Source organism: Sulfitobacter sp. THAF37 (genome assembly GCF_009363555.1).
In the GTDB taxonomy this organism is placed as follows: domain Bacteria; phylum Pseudomonadota; class Alphaproteobacteria; order Rhodobacterales; family Rhodobacteraceae; genus Sulfitobacter.
The window spans coordinates 235,189-256,059 of sequence record NZ_CP045372.1; the positions used below are offsets into that span (position 1 = coordinate 235,189).

The 20,871-nt window shown below is 64.9% G+C and carries 19 protein-coding genes; 10 read left to right on the forward strand and 9 right to left on the reverse strand.

The features are described from left to right. Positions 1-3: 3 nt before the first annotated feature. Genes FIU94_RS01175 through FIU94_RS01185 form a run of 3 tightly spaced genes read right to left on the reverse strand, consistent with a single transcriptional unit; the run spans position 4 to position 2,893 of the window. Positions 4-1,191 (reverse strand): phosphopentomutase, encoded by a 1,188-nt coding sequence (locus FIU94_RS01175; protein WP_152464041.1) that lies wholly within the window; start codon positions 1,189-1,191, stop codon positions 4-6. After that, the gene (locus FIU94_RS01180) at positions 1,191-2,495 is read right to left on the reverse strand and encodes a thymidine phosphorylase (RefSeq protein ID WP_152464042.1); all 1,305 of its coding nucleotides are present in this window, start codon (positions 2,493-2,495) and stop codon (positions 1,191-1,193) included. The genes FIU94_RS01175 and FIU94_RS01180 overlap by 1 nt, the downstream gene beginning before the upstream one ends. Beyond that, the gene (locus FIU94_RS01185; RefSeq protein ID WP_152464043.1) at positions 2,492-2,893 is read right to left on the reverse strand and encodes a cytidine deaminase; all 402 of its coding nucleotides are present in this window, start codon (positions 2,891-2,893) and stop codon (positions 2,492-2,494) included. The genes FIU94_RS01180 and FIU94_RS01185 overlap by 4 nt, the downstream gene beginning before the upstream one ends. 204 nt (positions 2,894-3,097) lie before the next feature. On the opposite strand from FIU94_RS01185, the gene FIU94_RS01190 reads away from it, so the two are divergent. Next, positions 3,098-5,371 (forward strand): NADP-dependent malic enzyme, encoded by a 2,274-nt coding sequence (locus tag FIU94_RS01190; protein WP_152464044.1) that lies wholly within the window; start codon positions 3,098-3,100, stop codon positions 5,369-5,371. A 56-nt stretch (positions 5,372-5,427) separates the two neighbouring features. On the opposite strand, the gene FIU94_RS01195 is transcribed toward FIU94_RS01190, so the two are convergent. Together FIU94_RS01195 and FIU94_RS01200 are read right to left on the reverse strand one after the other, a co-directional pair. Further along, positions 5,428-5,538 carry a malic enzyme gene (locus FIU94_RS01195; protein WP_152464045.1) on the reverse strand — a complete coding sequence of 37 codons (111 nt, stop codon included), beginning with the start codon at positions 5,536-5,538 and terminating at the stop codon, positions 5,428-5,430. 144 nt (positions 5,539-5,682) lie between these two features. After that, entirely contained in the window at positions 5,683-6,492 is an 810-nt protein-coding gene (locus FIU94_RS01200; protein WP_152464046.1) for a MipA/OmpV family protein, read from the reverse strand. A gap of 176 nt (positions 6,493-6,668) precedes the next feature. On the opposite strand from FIU94_RS01200, the gene FIU94_RS01205 reads away from it, so the two are divergent. Continuing rightward, the gene (locus tag FIU94_RS01205; RefSeq protein WP_152464047.1) at positions 6,669-8,561 is read left to right on the forward strand and encodes a propionyl-CoA synthetase; all 1,893 of its coding nucleotides are present in this window, start codon (positions 6,669-6,671) and stop codon (positions 8,559-8,561) included. A 30-nt stretch (positions 8,562-8,591) separates the two neighbouring features. After that, positions 8,592-9,830 (forward strand): adenylate/guanylate cyclase domain-containing protein, encoded by a 1,239-nt coding sequence (locus FIU94_RS01210; RefSeq protein ID WP_152464048.1) that lies wholly within the window; start codon positions 8,592-8,594, stop codon positions 9,828-9,830. A 73-nt stretch (positions 9,831-9,903) separates the two neighbouring features. On the opposite strand, the gene FIU94_RS01215 is transcribed toward FIU94_RS01210, so the two are convergent. Both FIU94_RS01215 and FIU94_RS01220 read right to left on the reverse strand, forming a co-directional pair. Beyond that, positions 9,904-10,101, reverse strand: coding sequence for a CsbD family protein (locus FIU94_RS01215; protein WP_152464049.1), 198 nt, complete (start codon positions 10,099-10,101; stop codon positions 9,904-9,906). 115 nt (positions 10,102-10,216) lie between these two features. Continuing rightward, entirely contained in the window at positions 10,217-10,972 is a 756-nt protein-coding gene (locus tag FIU94_RS01220) for an NAD kinase (protein ID WP_152464050.1), read from the reverse strand. A 192-nt stretch (positions 10,973-11,164) separates the two neighbouring features. On the opposite strand from FIU94_RS01220, the gene glyA reads away from it, so the two are divergent. Together glyA and FIU94_RS01230 are read left to right on the forward strand one after the other, a co-directional pair. Then, positions 11,165-12,442, forward strand: coding sequence for a serine hydroxymethyltransferase (gene glyA, locus FIU94_RS01225; protein WP_152464051.1), 1,278 nt, complete (start codon positions 11,165-11,167; stop codon positions 12,440-12,442). Between the two features lie 205 nt (positions 12,443-12,647). Then, positions 12,648-13,043, forward strand: coding sequence for a cupin domain-containing protein (locus FIU94_RS01230; protein WP_152464052.1), 396 nt, complete (start codon positions 12,648-12,650; stop codon positions 13,041-13,043). Here FIU94_RS01230 and FIU94_RS01235 read toward each other — a convergent pair whose 3' ends face one another. Then, complete coding sequence (locus FIU94_RS01235; RefSeq protein WP_152464053.1) at positions 13,044-13,394, reverse strand: VOC family protein; 351 nt, start codon at positions 13,392-13,394, stop codon at positions 13,044-13,046. It abuts the gene before it with no gap. A gap of 15 nt (positions 13,395-13,409) precedes the next feature. Beyond that, positions 13,410-13,784, reverse strand: a complete 375-nt coding sequence (locus FIU94_RS01240; protein ID WP_152464054.1) for a hypothetical protein — start codon at positions 13,782-13,784, stop codon at positions 13,410-13,412. 54 nt (positions 13,785-13,838) lie between these two features. Here FIU94_RS01240 and FIU94_RS01245 point away from each other — a divergent pair, with 54 nt between their 5' ends. The 5 genes from FIU94_RS01245 to FIU94_RS01265 all read left to right on the forward strand — a co-directional run bounded on the left by FIU94_RS01245 (position 13,839) and on the right by FIU94_RS01265 (position 20,853). Further along, positions 13,839-14,603, forward strand: a complete 765-nt coding sequence (locus FIU94_RS01245) for an alpha/beta fold hydrolase (protein WP_152464055.1) — start codon at positions 13,839-13,841, stop codon at positions 14,601-14,603. Between the two features lie 78 nt (positions 14,604-14,681). Further along, positions 14,682-15,893 carry a cyclopropane-fatty-acyl-phospholipid synthase family protein gene (locus FIU94_RS01250; RefSeq protein ID WP_152464056.1) on the forward strand — a complete coding sequence of 404 codons (1,212 nt, stop codon included), beginning with the start codon at positions 14,682-14,684 and terminating at the stop codon, positions 15,891-15,893. A gap of 143 nt (positions 15,894-16,036) precedes the next feature. After that, positions 16,037-19,519, forward strand: a complete 3,483-nt coding sequence (carB, locus tag FIU94_RS01255) for a carbamoyl-phosphate synthase large subunit (RefSeq protein WP_152464057.1) — start codon at positions 16,037-16,039, stop codon at positions 19,517-19,519. Then, entirely contained in the window at positions 19,519-20,463 is a 945-nt protein-coding gene (locus FIU94_RS01260; RefSeq protein ID WP_152464058.1) for a diguanylate cyclase, read from the forward strand. The genes carB and FIU94_RS01260 overlap by 1 nt, the downstream gene beginning before the upstream one ends. Positions 20,464-20,565: 102 nt before the next feature. Then, positions 20,566-20,853 (forward strand): hypothetical protein, encoded by a 288-nt coding sequence (locus FIU94_RS01265; RefSeq protein ID WP_152464059.1) that lies wholly within the window; start codon positions 20,566-20,568, stop codon positions 20,851-20,853. The last annotated feature ends 18 nt before the right edge of the window (positions 20,854-20,871 follow it).

Consider the following 20,871-nt stretch of genomic DNA (forward strand, 5'->3'; position numbering starts at 1 on the left):
ACCCTAGCCGCCCGTGCCGACGCCCAGGTGGCGCGCCACCAATGCCGCGACATCCTGAAAACCGATCAACCCCAGCGGCCCCTCGTCCGCCCCGGCGACCAGCACCGGCACACGCTCGCGGGTGTGGTCGGTGCCGACCCATGTGGGGTCATTGCCATGATCGGCGGTCAGCACCATGATGTCACCGGGCTGCAGCCGCGCCAGCAGCTTGCCGATCTCGGCGTCGAACCACTCCAGGTGCCGCGCATAGCCCGCCACGTCGCGGCGATGGCCATAAAGGCTGTCGAACTCCACGAAGTTGGCGAAGGTCAGGCTGCCCTGCCCGGCCTCGTTCACCAGGTCGGCCAGATGGTCCATCAGCCGGGCATCGGTGCCCTTGCGGACCTCGTCGATGCCCTGCATGGAAAAGATGTCCCCGATCTTGCCCACCGCATAGACCCGGCGGCCCGCGTCCTGCACCCAGTTGGTCAGGATCGACGCGGGCGGCGTGATGGCGAAATCCCGGCGGTTCGGGGTGCGGGCGAAGCCTGTCTCCGCGCTGCCGGTGAAGGGGCGGGCGATCACCCGGCCCACCTTCATCCCGTGCAGGCGCGGCGCGATGGCCTCGCACAGCGCCAGCAGCCGGTCCAGCCCGAAGCTCTCTTCATGGGCGGCAACCTGGAACACGGAATCGGCGGAGGTGTAGCAGATCGGCCAGCCGGTTTCGCAATGCTGCGCGCCGAGTTCCGCGATGATCGTGGTGCCGGAGGCATGGCAGTTGCCCAGGATGCCGTCCGTCCCTGCGGCCTCTGCCACGAAAGCGGACAGGTCATCGGGAAAGGCGGGGCGCTTGTCCGGGAAATAATGCCAGTCCCAGGGCACCGGCAGGCCCGCCAGTTCCCAGTGGCCCGAGGGGGTGTCCTTGCCCCGCGAGACCTCGGTCGCGGCACCGAAGGTGGCATCGCGCCCGGTCGTCGGCATCGCCTCTCCCTTGGCCAACGCCATTGCCCCTTCAAGGCCCAGCGCCATCAGGTTCGGCAGCTTCAGCGGGCCGGTGCGCCCTTCCTCCGCATCACCCTGCGCGCAGGCCCGCATGATATGGCCCAGCGTGTCGGCCCCGGTGTCCGGCACATCGCCGTTGAAATAGCTCTCCGCATCCGGCGCGCCGCCGATCCCGACCGAATCCATCACCACCAGAAAAGCGCGCGGCATCATCCGACCCTTTCGATGATCAGCGCCGGCAGGTCAGGCGCGGCCGCCCCCAGGGTGAGCGCCCCGGCCACCGCGGCGGCGGCGCTGTCGGCGTGGTCGGACCGGCTGGCATGCACCACCGCCAGTGTCTGCCCCTTGGCCACCTGTGCCCCCAACCGCACCACATCCGACAGGCCCACGGCAGGATTGACGGTATCGCCTTCCACCTTGCGACCGCCGCCCAGATCCACCACCGCAAGGCCCAGCGCCTCGCCGTCTATGGCCCGCACATACCCCGCCGACGTGGCCTTGACCTCGCGGATCACACTGGCCTCGGGCAGGAACCGCTGCCAGCTGTCGACAAAACCGACCGGCCCGCCCATGGCGGCGATCATCCTGCCGAACCTGTCGGCGGCCTCGCCATTGTGGATCACCCGCGCGATGGCCTCGGCCCCGTCCTGCACATCCGCCACCAGCCCGCCGTTGGCCAGCAGCACCCCGCCCAGTGCAGCGGCCACTTCAACGAGCGGCCCGCGCACCGGACCTGTCAGGACGCGCATCACCTCTGCCACCTCCAGCGCGTTGCCCAGGCTCGGGACCAGCGGCTGGCTCATGTCGCTGATCACCGCGGTGGTCCGGCAGCCGGCCGCGTTCGCGGTCGTGGTCAGCGCGCCCGCCAGCGCCCGCGCCGCGGGCAGGTCCTTCATGAAGGCGCCGCTGCCCACCTTGACGTCCAGCACCAGACCGTCCAGCCCCGCGGCCAGCTTCTTGGACAGGATCGACGCCGTGATCAGATCGAGCGAGTCCACCGTGGCCGACACGTCGCGCACCGCGTAAAGCCGCCGGTCCGCCGGGGCGATGTCCGCGGTCGCCCCCACGATGGCGCAACCCGCCTGCGCGACGATCTGGCGAAAGCGCGCCTCGTCCGGCTGGGTGCCGACGCCGGGGATCGCCTCCAGCTTGTCCAGCGTGCCGCCGGTGTGCCCCAGCCCGCGTCCCGAGATCATCGGCACGAAGGCCCCGCAGGCCGCAAGCGCGGGCGCGAGGATCAGCGACACGCAATCGCCCACGCCCCCGGTCGAATGTTTGTCCAGCACCGGCCCGTCCAGATCCCAGGACAGCACCCGCCCCGAATCGCGCATCGCCAGCGTGAGTGCCACCCGCGCATCTTCCGACAGCCCGTTCAGGCAGACCGCCATGGCAAAGGCGCCGGCCTGCGCGTCGCTGACGCCGCCGTCGGCCAGGGCCTGCGCGAACCAGGTCAGGTCATCACGCGACACGTCATCGCCTGCACGCAGCTTCGCCAGAATGGCGCGGGCGTTCATCCTTGGCTTTCCATATGGGCGACTGTGAAGGTGCCCGGCAGAAGCTCGGCGATGGTCGTGTGCTGTTCCTCCCCCCCAAGGGTGGCCATGATCACCGGCACCTCGGCCGCGCCGAATTCGGCCAGTTTCTGACGGCAGCCCCCGCAGGGGGTCACGGGCATCGGGCTGTCGGCGATGACATAGACCTCCTTCAACACGGTCTCGCCCGCCGCCACCATAGCGGCGATTGCGCCCGCCTCGGCGCAGGTTCCCTCGGGATAGGCCACGTTTTCCACGTTGCACCCCACGTAAAGGGTGCCCGACGCGGCCCGCAGCGCCGCCCCCACCTTGAAACCGGAATAGGGCGCATGGGCGTTCTCGCGGACCGCCGTCGCCGCCTGGCGCAATTCTGAAACCATGATCATTCCCTCCAGCCTATGAATGGAAATCCTTGCAGAAAGTATCAAAGGACAAAACCCTTGATTATCGTCCCTCCCCCTGCGTCAGTCGGCGCCCTGTCTCGGCGTGCAATCGGCTTTGCCAAGACCTCCGGCTTGTGACATTCTGGCGGCGACACGGAAATTAGTTTAACGCTAAACAAAATTCAGCAGGAGCCACCGCGCATGTCAGACACGTCCAACCTGCGGCAAGCAGCACTTGACTATCACGCGCTGCCGAAGCCCGGCAAACTTGAGATCCGCGCGACCAAGCCGCTGGCCAACGGGCGCGACCTGGCACGCGCCTATTCCCCCGGCGTGGCCGAAGCCTGCCTTGAGATCAAGGACGACCCGGCTGCGGCGGCGCTCTATACCGCGCGGGCCAACCTGGTGGCGGTGGTCACAAACGGGACGGCTGTGCTGGGCCTTGGCAACATCGGCGCGCTCGCCTCCAAACCGGTGATGGAGGGCAAGGCGGTCCTGTTCAAGAAGTTCGCGAACATCGACTGTTTCGACATCGAAGTGGATCAGAGCGACCCGGAAAAACTGGCCGATATCGTCTGCGCGCTGGAACCGTCCTTTGGCGCGATCAACCTTGAGGACATCAAGGCGCCGGATTGTTTCACCGTTGAACGACTTTGCCGCGAACGGATGAATATCCCGGTCTTCCACGACGACCAGCACGGCACCGCCATCGTCGTCGGCGCCGCGGCCAAGAACGCGCTGCACGTCGCAGGCAAGAAGTTCGAGGACATCAAGGTGGTCTCGACCGGCGGCGGCGCCGCGGGCATCGCCTGCCTGAACATGCTGCTCAAGCTTGGCGTAAAGCGCGAAAACGTGTGGCTGTGCGACATTCACGGGCTGGTCCACACCGACCGCGAGGTCGACATGAACCCGATCAAGTCCGAATACGCGCAGGACAGCGACCTGCGCACGCTGGACGATGTGATCCCCGACGCGGACCTGTTCCTCGGCCTGTCCGGCCCCGGCGTGCTGACGCCCGAGATGGTCGGCAAGATGGCCAGCAGGCCCGTCATCTTTGCCCTGGCGAACCCGACACCGGAAATCCTGCCCGACCTTGCCCGCGCCGTGGCCCCCGATGCGATCATCGCCACGGGTCGGTCGGATTTTCCCAATCAGGTCAACAACGTGCTGTGCTTCCCCTTCATCTTTCGGGGCGCCTTGGATGTGGGCGCCAGTACGATCAACGATGAAATGCAGCTGGCCTGCATCGACGGTATCGCCGCCCTTGCCCGCGCCACGACAAGCGCCGAGGCGGCTGCGGCCTATCAGGGTGAGCAACTGACCTTCGGCCCCGACTACCTGATCCCCAAACCCTTCGATCCGCGGCTGATCGGCGTGGTGTCCTCCGCCGTGGCGCGCGCCGCGATGGAAACCGGCGTCGCGGCACGACCCATCGAGGATCTGGACGCCTACAAGCGCAAGCTGGACAGTTCGGTCTTCAAGTCCGCCCTGCTGATGCGCCCGGTCTTCGAAGCCGCCCGCGTCTCCCCCCGCCGCCTGGTCTTTGCCGAGGGCGAGGACGAGCGCGTGCTGCGCGCCGCACAGGCGATCATCGAGGAGACGGTGGAAACCCCGATCCTGATCGGACGCCCCGATGTGATCGAGAAACGGATCGAACAGGCCGGTCTGAACCTGCGGCTGGGCGACAACGTCGATCTGGTGAACCCCGAGAACGACCCGCGGTATCGCGACTACTGGGAAACCTACCACCACCTCATGGCCCGGCGGGGGGTGTCGCCCGACATCGCCAAGGCCATCATGCGCACCAACACGACCGCCATCGGCGCGGTCATGGTCCACCGGGGCGAGGCCGACAGCCTGATCTGCGGCACCTTCGGGGAATTCCGCTGGCATCTGAACTACGTCGAACAGGTGCTGGGCCGCGACGGGCTGCGCCCGCATGGGGCGCTCAGCATGATGATCCTCGAAGACGGCCCGCTGTTCATCGCGGATACCCATGTGCACCTGCATCCCACCCCCGAGCAGATCGTCGAAGTGGCGCGCGGCGCGGCGCGGCATGTGCGCCGCTTCGGGATCGAACCCAAGATCGCCTTCTGCTCGCAATCGCAGTTCGGCAACCAGGGCGAAGGCACCGGCGGTCGCCTGCGCGCGGCCATCGGCATTCTGGACGCGGCGGGCGATGATTTCTGCTATGAGGGCGAGATGAACATCGACACGGCGCTGGACCCGGACCTGCGCGCCCGGTTGTTGCCCACCAACCGGATGAACGGGGCGGCAAACGTGCTGATCTTTGCCCATGCGGATGCGGCGTCAGGCGTGCGCAACATTCTCAAGATGAAGGGCGGCGGGCTGGAAGTGGGGCCGATCCTCATGGGGATGGGCAACCGCGCACATATCGTGTCGCCCTCGATCACGCCGCGCGGTCTGCTGAACGTGGGCGCCATCGCGGGCACACCTGTAACGCACTACGGCTAAGGCCCCCGGCGCCCGCGGGGCCGCCCCGGCACAGGCCGGAGCGGCGCCTTGCCGCCTCACTTGCGGGGTGCGGACGGTTTGATGTCGGAAACGGTGGCCGGGCCCTTGGGCGCCGGCTTGGCGGCCTTCTGGGATTTCTTCTTCTTGTTGGCGAGCTTGTCACCCATCGTCGTGAACCCTGTCATGACACGGGACCGGCGGGATGCCGTCCCTGGGAACCAGCCTGCCCAACATTGAAAAGCCGGGCTGTCGCAGAATCGACAGCCCGGCATGATTGCGACATCTCGTGTCAGGCGGCCTGCGCCATCGGCTCAGAACCGCCAGTCAAACACCCGGCTGACCCCGAAACGGACGCGCCACTGGTCTTCCGACCCGGCGGCGGTGATCGGGCTGTCGGCGGCTGAATTCTGCAGCCGCTCGTAGGTCACGGCACTTTCCAGCGCCCAGCGGTCGTCCAGCTCATAGATCGCCTCGACGGTGACGCCAGCACCAAGCACGCCGCCATCCGCGGCGAAGGGCGCAAAGGCCGATGTCGCCGCCTGGGCGGGGGTCACACCGAAATAGGTCTGGGCGTATTCGGTATTGCCCATGTTGATGCGCGGGCCCGCAAGGATGGTCAGCCGGTCACTGGGCCGAAAGATCAGATCGCCCCCCAGCGTGCCGGTCACGCCGTGGTGCCCGCCAAAGCCATGACGCACCTCGCCGAAGACCTGCCAGTTGGTCTCGCGGTAGATCAGGCCAAAGCCCAGTTCGACGGCGGCGTCGATGTCGCCGAGGCCCGCCAGCTCCGGGTTGTCCGCCACATCGCGCGAACCCACGTATTTGAACGCGCCCCGCACCGCGAAACCGTTGTCCGGGACCGCCCGCACCCCGTTGCCCAGATCGACGCCGCCCCATTTCAGCGCCCCGAACGTGAACCCCAGATCCGGTGCGGCGGTGAAATCGTCCGAACCGGGATAGGCTGGCGCCGCCGCGATCCCGCCGCGCAGGGCAAAGTTGAACGACCGTTCCTGTGCCGTTGCCGGAAGGGCAACCAGCGCCGAAGTGGCGAGGGTGAGTGCAAGCGGGTATGCGCGCATGAGGATCATCTCCGGATTGGTCAGCAGGTTTGCGTCAATCACCTAGCACAGCCGGGCCGAAAGAACAGGGCGTTTCGCTGCGACGACCTGTAAACGCCACGCCGCGTTGCCCGAACGCCAAAGAAAATTTCTTTGCATTTGTGACAGTGCCCGGTCGAAGCCTCTTGTTCCGCCTCCCCCGCCTCGCGTAACCAATTGCAAACGGGAGGACCCTACGCATGAGCTACCGCGCAACCTACGAGGCCTGGAAGAACGACCCCGAGGCATTCTGGCTGAACGCCGCCAAAAGCATCGACTGGGTCGAGCCGCCGAAACAGGCCCTGTTCGAACGCGGGGCGGACCTGTTTGAATGGTATGCCGACGCGCAGGTGAACGGCTGCTACAACGCGGTGGACCGCCACGTCGAGAACGGGCGCGCCGATCAGCTTGCCATCATCCACGACAGCCCGATCACGGGCACCCAGCAAAAGATCACCTTTGCCGAATTGCAGACCCGCGTGGCGAAACTCGCCGGGGCTCTGCAGGCGCAGGGCGTGACCAAGGGCGACCGCGTGGTCATCTACATGCCCATGGTTCCCGAGGCGATCGACGCCATGCTCGCCTGCGCCCGGATCGGCGCGGTGCATTCCGTGGTCTTTGGCGGATTCGCCGCAAATGAACTTGCCGTGCGCCTCGACGATTGCACGCCCAAGGCGATCCTCGCCGCGTCCTGCGGGCTGGAGCCGGGCCGGGTGGTCGAATACAAACCCCTGCTCGACGGCGCCATCGACATGGCGAAACACAAGCCCGACGTCTGCCTGATCCTGCAACGCGACCAGCATCGCTGTGCGCTGACCGAGGGGCGCGATCTGGACTGGACCGCCGCGCAGGAGGCCGCCGAGCCGGTGGACTGCGTCCCCGTCGAAGGCAACCACCCGGCCTACATCCTCTATACCTCCGGCACCACCGGGGCGCCCAAAGGCGTGGTGCGGCAAACCGCCGGTCATCTGGTCGCGCTGAACTGGACGATGAAGAACGTCTACAACGTCGATCCCGGCGACGTGTTCTGGGCCGCGTCCGACGTGGGCTGGGTCGTGGGCCACAGCTATATCTGCTACGGCCCGTTGATCCACGGAAACACCACGGTCGTGTTCGAGGGCAAGCCCATCGGCACGCCGGACGCGGGCACCTTCTGGCGCATCATCGAAGAGCACAACGTGCGCTCGTTCTTTACCGCGCCCACCGCGATCCGCGCGGTCAAGCGCGAGGACCCCAAGGGCGAGTTCATCCAGAAATACGACCTGTCCAGCCTGCGGGCGCTCTACCTTGCAGGGGAACGCGCCGATCCCGACACGATCATCTGGGCACAGGAAAAGCTGGGCAAGCCGGTCTTTGACCATTGGTGGCAAACCGAAACCGGCTATACCATCGCAGGCAATCCCGCCGGGCTGGAGGCGCTGCCGGTCAAGATCGGCTCTCCGACGGTGCCGATGCCGGGCTACGACGTGCAGATCCTCGATGAGGCGGGCCACCCACAGGCACCGGGCACCCTGGGCGCCATTGCCATCAAACTGCCCCTGCCCCCCGGCACACTGCCGACGCTCTGGAATGCCGAAGACCGCTTTCGCAAAAGCTATCTGACCACCTTTCCGGGCTATTACGAAACCGGCGATGCAGGCATGATGGACGAGGACGGCTATCTCTACATCATGGCGCGCACCGATGACGTGATCAACGTGGCGGGGCACCGCCTGTCCACCGGCGCGATGGAAGAAGTGCTGGCCGGCCACCCGGACGTTGCGGAATGCGCGGTGGTGGGGGTGAGCGACCCGCTGAAAGGACAGGCCCCGGTCGGCTTTGTCTGCCTGTCCAAGGGCGTGAACCGCCCGCACGAAGAGATTGCCGCCGAATGCGTCAAGCGGGTCCGCGACCAGATCGGCCCCGTCGCCGCCTTCAAGCAGGCGCTGGTCATCGACCGTCTGCCCAAGACCCGGTCGGGCAAGATCCTGCGCGCCACCATGGTCAAGATCGCGGACAACGAGGAATTCAAGCTGCCCGCCACCATCGACGACCCCGCCATCCTGGATGAAATCAGGACAGCACTGCAGACAATCGGATATGGTGGCAAGTAATCCGACCTGACACCAACCGGGAGATCCGCCATGACTGCCCCTGTCCGAGAAGCGATGGAGATGACGGCGGCCCTGAAGGATCTCACGGACTGGCTGATCCGGCAGGGTCTGGAGGATGCGCCTGTCGAGGAATGGCTGATCGGATGGTGCGACCGTCTGGTCGCGGCGGGTGTGCCGCTGCAACGGGTCAACCTGTCGATGCGCGCCCATCACCCCGAAATCGGGGCCGTCGCCTTTCGCTGGTTCCGCAGCGGCGTCAACGAACGGTTCGACTACCGGCGCGACGGCGGCGCGTCGCAGGAATACCGGCAAAGCCCGCTTTACTACCTGCTGTCCGGCGAATTCGCCGAGCTGCGGCAGAACCTGACCGTGGCCGACCCCGCACTCGATTTTCCGATCTTCGATGACCTGCGCGCGCAGGGCTGTACCGAATATTACGCCGTCCGTAGGTTCTTTCTGCGGTCGGACCACGACCGCCCGAGCGACGATGAAGCACACCTTGAGCAAGGCATGACCCTGTCGCTCGCCACAGATGCCCCCGGCGGCTTTACCGACGCGCAGCTGGACGCGGTGCGCAGCCAGCTGCCGCCGCTTTGCCTGACCCTCAAGAGCAACGCGAACCGTCGGATGAGCGAGGACATCACCGCCGCTTATCTAGGGCAGGACGCCAGCCGCCGCGTGTTGTCCGGCGCCATCATGCGCGGATCGTCCGAGACCATCTCGGCGGTGGTTCTCTACTTCGATTTGCGAGGGTTTACCAAACTGTCGGAGTCTCTGCCGGGCGCCGCCGTGATCGACCTGCTGAACGCCTGTTTCGCAAAGGCGGTCGAGGTGGTGGAAGACAACGGCGGCAACGTGCTGAAATTCATGGGCGACGGCATGCTGGCGATCTTCGATCTCGATGCCCTGCCCGATGCGCGGCGCATTGCCGTTGCGACGGCGATGAAGCTGCGCACCGCCTTTGCAGAGATGAACACTGCCCGCGCGGCGGAGGGGCTGACATCGACCGATTTCACACTCGCCCTGCACGCGGGCGATGTGCTCTACGGCAATATCGGCGGCAAGACACGGCTGGATTTCACCGTGATCGGCCCCGTCGTCAACACCACCGCCCGGATTCTCGGCATGACCGGACCTCTGGATCAGAGCATCGTGATCTCCTCGGAGGTGGCCGCCCCCCTGCTGGACACAACGCCCGAACTGGTATCGTTGGGCCGATACCGCCTGCGCGGCGTGGCCCAGCGGCAGGAGCTTTTCACGCTTGACTGAGACGGCCCGGGGACGGGCCACAAACGAAAAAGGCGGCCCTCAGGGACCGCCTTTCGTCAAATAGTCAAAACACTTATTGCCGTGCGACGAAATCGTCTACCTGCCGCTCGGCTTCGTCCTTGGCCACGCCGTAACGCTCCTGAATCTTGCCGACCAGCTTGTCACGGTCGCCCTCGGCCTGGGTCACTTCGTCATCGGTCAGCTTGCCCCACTCGGATTTGATCGAGCCGGTCATCTGCTTCCAGTTCCCTTTGATTTCGTCCCAATTCATGTCTGCTCTCCTTTGAAAAAACAGGCCCCCCAGCGCACCTTGCGTGGACGCGGCGGCTTCACCGGATGAACACGCGATAAGCGGATTTGGTTCCCGGCTTTTCGGCATCCAAGCCTCAGGTAAACTGTTCCGAAATCAACCGCTCCTCCAGGCCATGGCCCGGATCGAACAGGATCGTATGCGACACGGACGGCTCCGACGCGATCTCTACCGTGATCACGTCGCGGTAGGACGTGCCGTCGGCGTCCGCCATGACGGGGCGCTTTTCCGGCTCCAGCACGTCAAAGCGGACCCTGGCCTGCTTGGGCAGCAGCGCCCCGCGCCAGCGCCGTGGCCGGAAGGCTGCCATGGCCGTCAGCGCCAGCACATCCGATCCGATGGGCAGGATCGGGCCGTGGGCGGAATAATTATAGGCGGTGGACCCGGCGGGCGTCGCCACCAGCGCGCCATCGCAAACCAGCTCGTGCATGCGCAGCCGCCCGTCCACCGAAATCTGCAACTTGGCCGCCTGCGGACCGGCGCGCAGCAGCGACACCTCGTTGATGGCCAGCGCCGTCGCCATGTTGCCGTTGATCTGGGTGGCCTGCATCACCAGCGGATTGATCACCGCCCTTTCCGCCGCACGCAAACGGTCGATCAGGTCCGTCTCGCTGTATTCGTTCATCAGAAAGCCGATGGTCCCCCGGTTCATCCCGTAGACCGGCACGTCCAGTGCCTGGGTCTCGTGCAGGGTCGCCAGCATGAAACCGTCGCCGCCCAGCGCCACGATCACCTCCGCCTCTGCCGCCGGGACGTTGCCATAGCGCCGCGTCAGGACGGCACGGGCGGTCTGCGCCACGTCGGCACGGCTGGCCACGAAAGCGATTTTCATGCGGTGAGCCGGGATTGGGTGGGGATCATGGCAATGGTTTCCGATGCTGCGCGTCTTCCCTGAATCAAGCACAGATTGCCGATACCTGCCAGTGCTGCCGCGCATATCGGCGCAAGGGTCGCTTTACGGTCTTTCAGGGCCGCGTCCTTTCCGCTACGACACGCGGGAATTTCCGCCGCAAAGGAACCCCGCATGAAAGACTTCTTTACCGCCTCGCTGGCACAGTCCGACCCCGACCTGCTGGCCTCCATCACCGGCGAACTGGGTCGCCAGCGCAACGAGATCGAGCTGATCGCCTCCGAGAACATCGTCTCTGCCGCCGTGCTCGAAGCACAAGGCAGCGTGATGACGAACAAATACGCCGAAGGCTATGCCGGCCGGCGCTACTATGGCGGCTGCGACTGGGTCGATGTGGCCGAGAACCTGGCCATCGAGCGCGCCTGCAAGCTGTTCGACTGCGGGTTCGCCAACGTCCAGCCGAACTCCGGCTCTCAGGCCAACCAGGGCGTGTTCACGGCGCTGCTGCAACCGGGCGACACGATCCTCGGGATGTCGCTGGATGCGGGCGGCCACCTGACCCACGGCGCCGCGCCGAACCAGTCGGGCAAATGGTTCAACGCCGTGCAATACGGCGTGCGCAAGCAGGACAACCTGCTGGATTACGACCAGGTGCAGGAACTGGCGACCGAGCATCAGCCCAAGCTGATCATCGCAGGCGGTTCCGCCATCCCGCGCCAGATCGACTTTGCCCGCATGCGCGAGATTGCCGATTCCGTCGGGGCCTACCTGCACGTGGACATGGCGCATTTCGCGGGCCTCGTGGCGGCGGGCGAACACCCCTCGCCCTTCCCGCACGCCCATGTGGCGACCACCACAACCCACAAGACCCTGCGCGGCCCGCGCGGCGGCATGATCCTGACCAACGACGAGGCGCTGGCGAAGAAATTCAACTCCGCCATCTTCCCCGGCATCCAGGGCGGGCCGCTGATGCATGTGATCGCCGCCAAGGCCGTCGCATTCGGCGAGGCGCTGCGCCCTGAGTTCAAGGATTACATCAAGGCCGTGATCGCCAACGCACAGGCGCTGTCCGACCAGCTCATCAAGGGCGGGCTGGACACCGTGACCCACGGCACCGACACCCATGTCGTGCTGGTCGACCTGCGGCCCAAAGGGGTCAAGGGCAACGCCACCGAAAAGGCATTGGGCCGCGCGCATATCACCTGCAACAAGAACGGCGTCCCCTTCGACCCGGAAAAACCGACCGTCACCTCGGGCATCCGGCTTGGGTCCCCCGCCGGGACCACCCGTGGCTTTGGCGAGGCCGAGTTCCGCCAGATCGCGGACTGGATCATCGAAGTGGTCGACGGGCTGGCCGCCAACGGCGAGGACGGCAACGCCGAGGTGGAAGCCAAGGTGAAAGCCGAGGTCGAGGCGCTCTGCGCGAAATTCCCGCTTTATCCTCAGCTGTGATCGCGCTCAGGGGCGGCGCGTGATCCGTGCCGCCCCGTCCCCCGGACCGTCCCTGATTGTCGGCGGTTCGGAGAGTATTTTTGGCATAAAGAAGCGGGGGTCCTGTGCGCAGTGGCCCCTGTGGCGCCCGGGGTGAATGGCCACGTGACCTGAGGCCCGATGCGACCTAAGCTGCGGCATCAGACCTTTCCCCACGGAGGCCCCCATGATCATCCACCGCGCAGGTTCGCGCCCTTCGACCACGCCAAGCCCCGAGTATTTCACCGGCACCGTGCGGATGGACCCGCTGATCCAGGCGCCCGACCCCGCCCGACTGCGCGGTATCGCCGTGACCTTTGAGCCGGGCGCGCGCACCAACTGGCACACCCATCCGCTGGGCCAGACCCTGATCGTCACAGCCGGTGCGGGCCGCGCCCAGAAAGAAGGCGAAGACGTGGTCGAGATCCGTCCCGGCGACGTGATCTGGATCCCCCCCGGCGAGAAACACTGGCACGGTGCCGCCCCCGATTGCGCGATGACCCACATCGCCCTGCAGGAAGAGCAGGACGGCAGAACCGCCGATTGGATGGAGCCGGTGACGGACGGGCAGTACGGCGGCTAGCTAGACGTGCGACAGGATGTTGATCTCGCGCCCCATGGGATCAACGACAAAGAAACGTCTGACGCCCCAGCTTTCGTCCGTCAACGGATAGGTGACAGTCACCCCCATGTCCCTGGCGCGGGCGTGAACCTCGTCCACGTCGTCCACCTCGACCGAGATGTCAGGCACAGGCGTCCCCGCTCCGCCCTGCGACGCGACGCTCAGTTGCACCGGCCCCAGTTCGCCCGATCCCAGGGTGATGATCCAGCCCTGGTCCATCAGGATATTGAGGTTCAGCAGATCTCTGTAAAAAGCCGCCAGCCCCGGCACATCCGCGCTGGCGAAGTTGCACACGATCCGAATCACGGTCATCGCTCGCCCTCCGTGTCAGACATAGCCGCGCCACCAGAGCCAGACCACGAAGGCCGTGCATACGATCAGCAGGTTCGCCGCCACCACCGCGCCGAGCGCGATAAGACGCCCCTTGCGCCGGTCGGCCAGGTCGATCGCCGACAGATGCGCCGTGACGTCCGACTGGGCGCGGGCAAGGGCACCGCCGTCGATCTGCCGTGCCAGACGGGGGTTGCCCGCCATCTTCTCCGCCCTGGCCAGCTGCGCCGCCTGCCTGCGCACCCGGCGCGGCAGCAACCGGCCCGCCTTGCGCAAGGCGTGCTCAAGATCGCGGCCCCGGACGCCCAGCTTGTCCTGCAGCAGCTGCTGCAGGCTTTGGGTCCTGGCGGTGATGTCCTTCTCGGTCAACATGGGCGTTATCTAAAGCCACTGGTGCCTGACGCGCAATGGCGCTAATCCTTGCCCATGCTCAACTATCTCGAATATGGCACAGCATCGGGCGACCGGCCCACTCTGGTGATCGCGCACGGGCTGTTCGGGTCGGGGCGCAACTGGGGTGTGATCGCCAAGCGGCTGGCGGACGCGCGCCGCGTGGTGACACCCGACATGCGCAACCACGGCAGCAGCCCCCGCGCCCCCACGCAAAGCTACCGCGACATGGCCGCCGACCTTGCGGAACTGGCCGAGACGCTGGGCACGCCCATCGACCTGTGCGGCCATTCGATGGGCGGCAAGGCAGCGATGGCGCTGGCGCTGACCCGGCCCGAGCTGATCAACAGGCTCATCGTGGCCGATATCGCCCCGGTGGCTTATGAGCACAGCCAGTCGCAGTTCATCGACGCGATGCGCCAGGTGGACCTGTCCGGCCTGACCCGCCGGTCCGAAGCCGAAGCGCAACTGGCCGACGCCGGGGTGGAACCCGCGCTGCAAAGCTTCTTTACCCAGTCGCTGGACGTCCCCAACAGGGCCTGGCGGCTGAACCTCGACGTGCTTGAAACCGAGATGCCGGTTATTGTCGGCTGGCCCGACGACCTGGAAGGGGTTTTCGACAGGCCCACCCTGTTCCTGTCCGGCGGTGCGTCGGAATATGTCCGGCGCCAGGACCGCAAGACCATCAAGGCGCTCTTCCCCGCCGCGCGCTTTGCCAAGCTGCCCGGCGCGGGCCACTGGCTGCACGCGGAGCAGCCTCGCCATTTCGAAGCCGCGGTGCGCGCCTTTCTCGACGCTTGAGACTGGCGACAACGCCCGCCCCCTTGCCTTTCGCGGAAAATGGTTAACATTCTAGGCGGAAGAGCATGAGGAAAGGTCATGTGGAAGACGCTATTTGATCGCATGATGCGCGCCATGATGGTGCGCGACAGACTGAGAGCCGAATTTCCCGACGGCACGACAAAGACCTACGGCCCCGAGGGGGGCGAGCTGGCCCAGGTGGTCATCCGCGAAAATGAAACGCTGCGACGGCTGTGCCTGAACCCCGACCTCGGCCTGGGCGAGGGGCTGATGGATGGCACCATCGCCTTGATCGACACCGACCTCGACGATCTTCTCCGAATCATCCTGCAGAACCGTGCATTGGGCGACCAACCGGGGTGGATCAGGACGGCAAACAATGCCCGTTTCCATGCCAGACGTTTCATCCAGCGCAATACGCCCGAAAAGTCCCGCGCGAACGTGGCGCATCACTACGACATCTCGGACGATCTCTACCGGCTCTTTCTCGACGCGGACATGCAATATTCCTGCGCCTATTTTTCCGACCCCGACATGTCGCTTGAGGATGCGCAGGCCGCCAAGAAGGCGCATATCGCCCGTAAACTCTGCCTGTCGCCGGGTCAGCGCGTGCTGGACATCGGCTGCGGCTGGGGCGGCATGGCGCTGACGCTGGCGCGCGACTTCGATGTTCATGTGACCGGAGTGACCCTGTCGGAGAACCAGCTGGCCACCGCGCAGACCCGCGCAAGGGAGGCCGGGCTGGAGGACCGGGTGACGTTTCGCCTGCAGGACTACCGCAAGGTGACAGAGACCTTCGACCGGATCGTCAGCGTCGGCATGCTGGAACATGTGGGCGTGCCGAACTACGGCACCTACTTTGCCAAGGTCGCCCAGCTGCTGCGCCCTGACGGGGTCGCGCTGATCCACAGCATCGGCCGCAGCGCGCCGCCCATGCCGCACAGCTCCTGGCTGAACAAATACATCTTTCCGGGCGGCTATGTACCGTCGCTGTCCGAACTTGCCGACCCGATGGAACAGAGCGGGCTGTGGCAGACCGACATCGAATTTCTGCGGCTGCACTACGCCTATACCCTGCGCCACTGGCGCCAGCGATTCGAGGCCAACATCGACACGGTCCGCACAATGTACGACGATCGGTTCATCCGGATGTTCCGCTATTACTTTGCCATCTGCATCGCGGCCTTCGAGCAGCAGATGCAGGGGGTCTACCAGATCCAGCTGGCGCATCGGCGCGATGCGGTGCCGCTGACCCGCGATTACCTCTACCGGCCCGCTGCCGCCGGCTGAGCCTCCGGGCCACCGTCCGGGCGCCGCGTTCTCCGTTCGGCCCCGCATATTCCCGGGCGCCGGGGCGATGGAGCCCAATCCGGTCTTGCACCCGACCGCGCCATGCCTATAACGCAGACAATTTGCACATCAGGGGGCTGACCATGCCAAAGCGCACCGACATCAAATCAATCATGATCATTGGTGCAGGCCCCATCATCATTGGGCAGGCCTGCGAATTCGACTACTCCGGCGCACAGGCCTGCAAGGCGCTGAAGGAGGAAGGCTACCGGGTCATCCTGGTCAATTCCAACCCCGCAACCATCATGACCGACCCGGGCATGGCCGATGCCACCTACATCGAGCCGATCACCCCCGAGATCGTGGCCAAGATCATCGAAAAGGAACGCCCCGACGCCCTGCTGCCCACCATGGGCGGTCAGACCGGCCTGAACACCTCCCTCGCGCTCGAAGAGATGGGCGTGCTTGAGAAATACGGTGTCGAGATGATCGGCGCCAAACGCGAAGCCATCGAAATGGCCGAAGACCGCAAACTGTTCCGCGAGGCGATGGACCGGCTTGGCATCGAGAACCCCCGCGCGACGATCTGCACCGCGCCGACGGATGCCAAGGGGAAAAAGGACCTTGCCGCGGGGGTGCGTCTGGCGCTGGAGGCGCTGGAGGACATCGGCCTGCCCGCCATCATCCGCCCCGCCTTCACCATGGGCGGCACCGGCGGCGGCGTGGCCTACAACCGTGAGGACTACGAATTCTACTGCCGCTCCGGCATGGATGCCTCGCCCATGGGCCAGATCCTGATCGACGAGTCGCTGCTGGGCTGGAAGGAGTTCGAGATGGAGGTGGTGCGCGACACCGCCGACAATGCCATCATCGTCTGCTCCATTGAAAATGTGGACCCGATGGGCGTGCACACCGGCGACAGCATCACGGTCGCCCCCGCGCTGACGCTGACGGATAAGGAATACCAGATCATGCGCAACCACAGCATCGCGGTGCTGCGCGAGATCGGTGTGGAAACCGGCGGATCGAATGTCCAATGGGCCGTAAATCCCGACGACGGGCGCATGGTGGTGATCGAAATGAACCCCCGCGTCAGCCGGTCCTCGGCACTGGCGTCCAAGGCAACAGGCTTTCCCATCGCCAAGATCGCCGCCAAACTGGCGGTCGGCTTCACACTGGACGAGTTGGACAACGACATCACCGGCGTGACCCCCGCCTCCTTTGAGCCGACCATCGACTATGTCGTCACCAAGATTCCGAAGTTCGCCTTCGAGAAATTTCCCGGGTCTGAGCCGAACCTGACCACCGCCATGAAATCCGTCGGTGAGGCCATGTCGATCGGCCGCACCATCCATGAGAGCCTGCAAAAGGCACTTGCCTCAATGGAATCCGGCCTGACCGGCTTTGATGAAATCGATATTCCGGGCGTCACCCCCCTCACCCCAACCCTCTCCCCCGAAGGGGAGAGGGAGCGGCGCTCCGATCCGGGCGTCACGATTGAAGATCCACGCTCCGCGTCGAACCGCGCGGCGGCCCTCTCCCCTCAGGGGAGAGGGTTGGGTGAGGGGAATCTGCCGCCGGAAGAGCGTGCCGCCCTCGTCAAGGCAATCAGCAAACAGACTCCGGACCGGCTGCGAATAATAGCGCAGGCCATGCGCCATGGAATGTCCAACGACGAAATCCACGGGACCACGATGTTCGACCCCTGGTTCCTGGATCGTATCCGTGAGATCGTGGATGCCGAGCAGGACGTCCGCACAAACGGGCTGCCGCAGGACGCGAACGGATTGCGCGGCCTCAAGATGATGGGGTTCACCGATGCCCGCCTTGCGCATCTGTCGGGGACGTCCGAGGAGGACGTCCGTGCCGTCAGGCTCCACGCCGGCGTAAAAGCCGTTTTCAAACGCATCGACACCTGTGCGGCTGAATTCGAGGCCCAGACGCCTTACATGTATTCCACATACGAGGCGCCGATGATGGGCGATGTGGAATGCGAAGCGCGCCCCACTGACCGCAAGAAAGTGGTGATCCTGGGTGGGGGTCCCAACCGTATCGGCCAGGGGATCGAGTTCGACTACTGCTGCTGTCACGCCTGCTATGCCCTGACCGATGCGGGATATGAGACCATCATGGTCAACTGCAACCCGGAGACCGTTTCAACCGATTACGACACCTCCGACCGGCTCTATTTCGAGCCGCTGACCTTCGAGCATGTGATGGAAATCCTGCGTGTCGAACAGGAAAACGGCACTTTGCACGGTGTCATCGTGCAATTCGGCGGTCAGACACCGCTGAAGCTCGCCAATGCGCTGCAGGACGCCGGCATCCCGATCCTCGGCACCACGCCGGACATGATCGACCTGGCCGAGGACCGCGAGCGGTTTCAGCAGCTTGTGCAGAAGTTGGGCCTGAAACAGCCCAAGAATGCCATTGCCCATTCCGATGCCGAGGCGCTTGAAATCGCCGCCGACATCGGTTTCCCCCTCGTGATCCGGCCATCTTACGTGTTGGGCGGGCGGGCGATGGAGATCGTGCGCGATCAGAAAAGCCTTGAGCGTTACATCCGCGATGCGGTTGTGGTCTCCGGCAAAAGCCCGGTATTGCTGGACAATTACCTGTCCGGCGCGGTCGAGCTGGACGTGGACGCGCTGTGCGACGGCACCGATGTCCACGTGGCCGGCATCATGCAGCATATCGAGGAAGCGGGCGTGCATTCGGGCGACAGCGCCTGTTCGCTTCCGCCCTATTCGCTGGACCCTGCGATCATAGAGGAAGTCACCAAACAGACCCGGGCCCTTGCGCTGGCGCTGAACGTGGTCGGGCTGATGAACATCCAGTTCGCGGTCAAGGATGGCGAAGTCTACCTGATCGAGGTGAACCCGCGCGCCTCGCGCACCGTGCCTTTCGTGGCCAAGGCGACGGATTCGGCCATCGCGTCGATCGCCGCGCGGATCATGGCGGGCGAGCCGTTGTCGAATTTCCCCAAACGCGCGCCCTACCCCGAACAGGCCGCCTATGCCGATGTGCTGCCGCTGGGTGATCCGCTGACCCTGGCGGATCCGGACATGCCGTGGTTCTCGGTCAAGGAGGCGGTGCTGCCTTTCGCCCGCTTCCCCGGCGTCGACACGTTGCTGGGGCCCGAGATGCGCTCCACCGGGGAGGTCATGGGCTGGGACCGCGATTTCCCCCGTGCCTTTCTCAAGGCCCAGATGGGGGCTGGCAACGTGATGCCGCGCACGGGGTGCGCCTTTATCTCGATCAAGGATGAGGACAAGTCGGACAATATGCTGTCGGCCGCGCGCATTCTGCTGGAACAGGGGTTCAGCATCGTCGCGACCCGCGGCACCGCCGACTGGTTGCAGGACAACGGGCACGACTGCGAGGTCGTGAACAAGGTCTACGAGGGCCGGCCGAACATCACCGACATGATGAAGAACGGTGATGTGCATCTGGTTCTGAACACGACCGAGGGCGCGCAGGCGGTGGAGGACAGCAAAAGCATCCGGTCCATCGCGCTGTTCGACAAGATCCCCTATTTCACCACCGCAGCCGGCGCCTATGCCGCCGCCATGGCAATCAAGGCGCAGGCCGAGGACGAGATAGGGGTCAAGGCGCTGCAGGGGTGATGCAACGGGTTCGCTGGATACTGGTCGCTTTTGCCTTCCTGGCGGGCACCATCGCATCTGAACTCTTCTCGGACGCCATTGCGAAGTCCACCCAGATCCGGTTTCTGTCGGACGCGTTAAGACACGAGGTACCGGTCAACCTTATCACGCTCGCGATCTTCCTGGCGGGCGTGCTGGCCGCCAGCATTTCCTATTTCTCGGATCGGCTGAGACGGTCCGAGGCCGAAATCCTGAGACTGTCAAGCGAAGTGGATATCGCGAGTTCCAAGCTGCATGACCTGAACCTGGTAAAATACATCGACAGGACGACCCGGATACCGAACGAAACCAAGTTCGAGGAAGAGCTGGCCGACGTGGGAAAGGCAGCGTCATCGGGCCAGCCCTTCCAGCTTGCCATGATTGATCTGCAAAACTTCGGAACCCTGAACGATACAATCGGATATTCCGCGGCAGATGAGATCATCCGCGCCATCGCTCAGGACATGTTCAAGACGATGCGCCGCAACGAGGGGATGTTCAAGACGACCCCGAATGAAGCGTCAGACAAGTACTTTACCGAAAGGCTCTACCGGAAACACTCCGGCGGCGATGAATTCCTGATCATCGTCGAGGGGCCGGAGTTCGAAGCTCTTGGTTTGCTGAACCGGTTTGCAGGCAACGCCGAAAGGTACAGCGAGATCGCCAGGACACACGGTTCGGACTGGCGGTTCGGGTTTCATGCCGGGATTTGCCCCATCGAAAGGAATGACACAGCCGCGTTGGCCCGCAAGAGGGTCGAAGACTGCCTCCTGGTGGCCAAACGGAGCGACCACGGCCGATCCATGTACTGGTATAGCGAATTGAAGGCCGACGATACTGAGGATGACCGCTGGCAGCGGCTGCCGCCCTTTGCGCAGAACATCTACCGCAAGGCCACCAGTCTCACCTTTGATGATGCGAACTGACCCGCGCCGATACGCTTCACCACCCGGCCCGCGCGCCTGGAAAATCTGTTAAAAGCGGCGAAACATTGCTAGACTTGGGTGATCGACCCACAGGAGGTCCCCATGATCCGCGCCATGCTTCCGGCCATCCTACTGATTTCCGCGTGCGAATCCGCACCCGTCCCCGCGGGGACGGACCTGCCGTTCTTCGGAAACGGCTACCGCTTTGACGGCGACGCCTGCCGCCGGGTGGGTGAGGATGCCTATACCAACCAGTTCCTCGACGACACCGCCGATCTGGTCGGTTGCCCGGCGGACCTGGAAAACCTCGGTGTCTTTGTCATTGACACGGGCGCACGGGAAGTCGCGCGGCGTGACGGTTATGTCCTCTATTCGGTGCCGCGGCGTTAGGGACCGGGCCCGCCACGT

Excerpts from the sequence above, each read along its gene's own strand:
- FIU94_RS01175 (WP_152464041.1), bottom strand. The coding sequence starts at position 1,191 with ATGCCGCGCGCTTTTCTGGTGGTGATGGATTCGGTCGGGATCGGCGGC.
- FIU94_RS01180 (WP_152464042.1), bottom strand. The coding sequence starts at position 2,495 with ATGAACGCCCGCGCCATTCTGGCGAAGCTGCGTGCAGGCGATGACGTG.
- FIU94_RS01185 (WP_152464043.1), bottom strand. The coding sequence starts at position 2,893 with ATGGTTTCAGAATTGCGCCAGGCGGCGACGGCGGTCCGCGAGAACGCC.
- FIU94_RS01190 (WP_152464044.1), top strand. The coding sequence starts at position 3,098 with ATGTCAGACACGTCCAACCTGCGGCAAGCAGCACTTGACTATCACGCG.
- FIU94_RS01195 (WP_152464045.1), bottom strand. The coding sequence starts at position 5,538 with ATGGGTGACAAGCTCGCCAACAAGAAGAAGAAATCCCAGAAGGCCGCC.
- FIU94_RS01205 (WP_152464047.1), top strand. The coding sequence starts at position 6,669 with ATGAGCTACCGCGCAACCTACGAGGCCTGGAAGAACGACCCCGAGGCA.
- FIU94_RS01210 (WP_152464048.1), top strand. The coding sequence starts at position 8,592 with ATGACTGCCCCTGTCCGAGAAGCGATGGAGATGACGGCGGCCCTGAAG.
- FIU94_RS01215 (WP_152464049.1), bottom strand. The coding sequence starts at position 10,101 with ATGAATTGGGACGAAATCAAAGGGAACTGGAAGCAGATGACCGGCTCG.
- FIU94_RS01220 (WP_152464050.1), bottom strand. The coding sequence starts at position 10,972 with ATGAAAATCGCTTTCGTGGCCAGCCGTGCCGACGTGGCGCAGACCGCC.
- glyA (WP_152464051.1), top strand. The coding sequence starts at position 11,165 with ATGAAAGACTTCTTTACCGCCTCGCTGGCACAGTCCGACCCCGACCTG.
- FIU94_RS01230 (WP_152464052.1), top strand. The coding sequence starts at position 12,648 with ATGATCATCCACCGCGCAGGTTCGCGCCCTTCGACCACGCCAAGCCCC.
- FIU94_RS01235 (WP_152464053.1), bottom strand. The coding sequence starts at position 13,394 with ATGACCGTGATTCGGATCGTGTGCAACTTCGCCAGCGCGGATGTGCCG.
- FIU94_RS01240 (WP_152464054.1), bottom strand. The coding sequence starts at position 13,784 with ATGTTGACCGAGAAGGACATCACCGCCAGGACCCAAAGCCTGCAGCAG.
- FIU94_RS01245 (WP_152464055.1), top strand. The coding sequence starts at position 13,839 with ATGCTCAACTATCTCGAATATGGCACAGCATCGGGCGACCGGCCCACT.
- FIU94_RS01250 (WP_152464056.1), top strand. The coding sequence starts at position 14,682 with ATGTGGAAGACGCTATTTGATCGCATGATGCGCGCCATGATGGTGCGC.
- carB (WP_152464057.1), top strand. The coding sequence starts at position 16,037 with ATGCCAAAGCGCACCGACATCAAATCAATCATGATCATTGGTGCAGGC.
- FIU94_RS01260 (WP_152464058.1), top strand. The coding sequence starts at position 19,519 with ATGCAACGGGTTCGCTGGATACTGGTCGCTTTTGCCTTCCTGGCGGGC.
- FIU94_RS01265 (WP_152464059.1), top strand. The coding sequence starts at position 20,566 with ATGATCCGCGCCATGCTTCCGGCCATCCTACTGATTTCCGCGTGCGAA.